Below are 3,041 nucleotides of genomic sequence, written 5' to 3' on the forward strand. Positions count from 1 at the left end.
ACCAGGCGCTCTCAGGTGGTTTCATCACCTCGGGCCTGATGGCCGACGCCTGCTATGCGCTTCCCGAGGCCGAGATTCGTGTCATGCGCTTGCCGGCGATGGCGCGCGTGACCAAGCTGGACGAGCAGCGTCTTGCTGAGCTATCAAAAACCAATCCGGTGTTTGCGCCGGGTGTCGAAAATTATGTGGCCATGGGCGGCATCGAGGCGCTCTGGCGTGGTGACCTGCAGGCCTGCCTGGTCGCGGCGTTGCAGCGGGCCACCACTGCGGACACGCGTGCTGCCGAGGGCGAAGCGCGCGGCGGGCGCTTGATGGCCGCGCAGGTTGCAGCGCGTGTGGTCAACTCCTGAAGCAGGGAAGACCAGCGCGGGGCACGGCATGCAGGACTTGCGACGCAACCACCTGGTGTGGCTCAATTTGCAGGCTTGGTCGCAGGTTCAGGCCCATGCTTGGGACGCTGAGGCGCAAGCCATTCTGGCGCACTGGCAGCGCAACAAGTTGCCGCTGGTGGTGTGCCGCCAGCGCCTTGAAGTTGCTCATGACTTGCTCTGCCTGGGCTTGCCGACGCCACGGCAATGGTCCCGGCGCCGCCTGGCGTTGACGGTCGGGCGGGACCAGGTGGTTGTCGTCGGGAATTTCCCCACGCTGCGGGAAGTGGCGCGGGCCATGCCCTGGTGGCCTGCCGCGCAGGAACTTGATGAAAAACTGGCACACCTGGCGGTGACGTCACGGGTTTACGGCTCGCACGGTTGGCAGTGGCTTACCCGGATGTCCTACTTGCATGCGGAGTCCGACCTTGATATCACGCTGAACGTGGCACATTTTCAGACCGCACGCCAGGTGACGGGGTTGCTGGCTGCTGCTGAAGCAGAATTTGGGCCGCGACTCGATGGCGAAATTGTGTTTCCGGGTGGCCAGGCTGTGGCTTGGCGCGAGTTGCAGCGCCTGCTGGCAGGCCACACCCCGCAGGCCTTGCTGAAAGACCGCCACCACATCCGGCTGGCATCGCTGGCAGAGCTGCAAGAACTGGGAACATGCGCCCCCGATGAAGCTGCTCAAGCCACGCATTTCAGTGCGTCGGCTGGCTTTTGGTGCGCTGTGGGGTCGACTTCAGTCGACCATGGCGGGCTGAAGTGTGCCCCACAAATTCCGAAATTGGCTAAATAACAACCATGAGCCATACTGTTTCATCTGCAGCACAAAAATTCGGGCTGGCCGCAGTGCGTGCGCTGTACACCGAGGTGGCGCTGGAACCCAAGCCGGGACTGGTGTCGTTTCGCGACTGTGGTAGCCACACCGACATGAATGCCCGGACCTTCATGCGCAGCCTGTTTGCCTTGCGCGGTTATTTTCCGCGCATGATCGTGGCCGGCCATGCCGGTGCCCCCTTTGCTGTTCTGCAAAACCTGGGGAAACAAGCCGAGGCCCGCATGCTGACGGCCACCGACGGCATCAACACCCACCGTGGCGCCATTTTTGGTCTGGGCCTGTTGTGCGCCAGCGCGGGCCAGTTGCTGGCCCAGGGTTTGCCATTCACACCGCAACATCTGCGTGCCGTGTTGTTGTCCACCTGGGGCGAGGCACTGACGCAGCGCGCCAACGCGGCAAAGCTGGCCGCGCCGGTTTCCAATGGCCAGCGTGCGACCCGGCGTTTTGGGCTGCGCAGCGCGGGCGACGAAGCGGCGCAGGCGTTTCCTGTGCTGTTTGACGTCACCCTGCCTGCCTTGCAAGCCGCTTTGCAGGCTGGGGCGGGCGATCGCGCGGCCCGCGTGCAAGCCCTGTTGGCCACCATGGCCGTGCTGGACGACACCAATTGTGTGCACCGCGGCGGCCTGGACGGCCTGCGATTCGTGCAGACATCGGCGCGGCAATTCCTGCAGGCGGGCGGGGTGCTGCAGGCCTGTTGGTTGGCCCAGGCGCGCGCGATTCACAGCGCGTTGGTGGCGCGAAACTTGTCACCCGGCGGTTCCGCTGATATGCTGGCGAGCGCTTGCTGGGTGGCGTCGCTTATCACAGTTGACCTTGAAGCACCGCTGTCCTTGCAAGGAGCGCGAGCGACGCGGCAATCCATGCCCTCTGAACCTGTTGCTGTAGCCGTGAGCGCGCTGCGGCAGTCCAGATTGCATGGATTGCTTCACGGCGTTCGCAATGACGGGAGCGGTTCATTAAAAGCACGGTTCGAGTTTGCCGCATGAGTTACGCCCTCGTTTTTTCGGGCCAAGCCAGTCAGCATCCGGCGATGCTGCCCTGGCTCGAAGCCGAACCCGGGGCAGCAGATGCGTTGCACGCCATGGGTCAGCGTATCGGCACCGATTGGCGCATTGCGTTGCAGGATGAGGAGAGGCGTAGCAACAACACTTTTGCCCAGCTGCTGATCACCGGCACGGCATTGGCGGCGTGGGCGGCCATCCAGGGCCAATTGCCACAGCTACCCGCCGTGGTGGCTGGCTACAGCGTCGGCGAACTGGCGGCCTTTGCCTGTGCCGGTGTGTTGCCGGCAGACCAGGCCATCGCCCTGGCGCAGCAACGCGCCGCGCTGATGGATCAGGCTGTGCTGGGCCAGCAGACCGGCATGATGGCCGTGACGGGCTTGTCAGAGAGCCGCGTGCTGACAGCCTGCGCCGACCTGAGGCTGGAAGTTGCCATCCGTATCCATCCCGGCCAGTCGATTTTTGCGGGCACCGAGGTTGCCCTGAACCAGGCCACGCCCCGGCTGCTGGCGCTGGGTACCGTGTGCAAGCGGCTCGACGTGCGCGTGGCTTCGCATTCGTCGTGGATGGCGCCTGCTGCCCAGGCCTTTGCCAAGACTTTGGCTGAAGTCCCGTTTGCCGCAGCACGCTGCCCCATTGCCACCAATGCCGACGGCAAGCTGGTTCGGCAAGCGAGCTCGTTGCGTCAGGCGCTGAGCCGGCAACTCGCCAGCCCGGTGCAATGGGCTGCCTGCATGGAGGCGATTGCGGAGCGGCAGGTGACCTGTGTGCTGGAGATCGGCGCCGGGTCAGCGCTTGCCAAAATGTGGAATGAGCGCCACCCAGACATCC

Annotated in this window: 4 protein-coding genes; all 4 read left to right on the plus strand. The window is 64.4% G+C overall.

The annotated features are described in order from the left end of the window. Nucleotides 1-350, plus strand: a 350-nt coding sequence (locus tag IBX54_RS13965) for a biotin-independent malonate decarboxylase subunit gamma (RefSeq protein WP_296543264.1), incomplete at its 5' end; no start/stop codon positions are given. Then, the gene (mdcG, locus tag IBX54_RS13970; RefSeq protein ID WP_296543265.1) at nt 334-1,167 is read left to right on the plus strand and encodes a malonate decarboxylase holo-[acyl-carrier-protein] synthase; all 834 of its coding nucleotides are present in this window, start codon (nt 334-336) and stop codon (nt 1,165-1,167) included. The genes IBX54_RS13965 and mdcG, both read left to right, overlap by 17 nt. A 5-nt stretch (nt 1,168-1,172) precedes the next feature. After that, nucleotides 1,173-2,195, plus strand: coding sequence for a triphosphoribosyl-dephospho-CoA synthase MdcB (mdcB, locus tag IBX54_RS13975; RefSeq protein ID WP_296543266.1), 1,023 nt, complete (start codon nt 1,173-1,175; stop codon nt 2,193-2,195). After that, a partial coding sequence (locus tag IBX54_RS13980) for a malonate decarboxylase subunit epsilon (RefSeq protein ID WP_296543267.1) occupies nt 2,192-3,041 on the plus strand: 850 nt, incomplete at its 3' end. The genes mdcB and IBX54_RS13980, both read left to right, overlap by 4 nt.

The organism is Rhodoferax sp., from assembly GCF_014859475.1.
In the GTDB taxonomy this organism is placed as follows: domain Bacteria; phylum Pseudomonadota; class Gammaproteobacteria; order Burkholderiales; family Burkholderiaceae_C; genus Rhodoferax.

Excerpts from the sequence above, each read along its gene's own strand:
- mdcB (WP_296543266.1), top strand. The coding sequence starts at position 1,173 with ATGAGCCATACTGTTTCATCTGCAGCACAAAAATTCGGGCTGGCCGCA.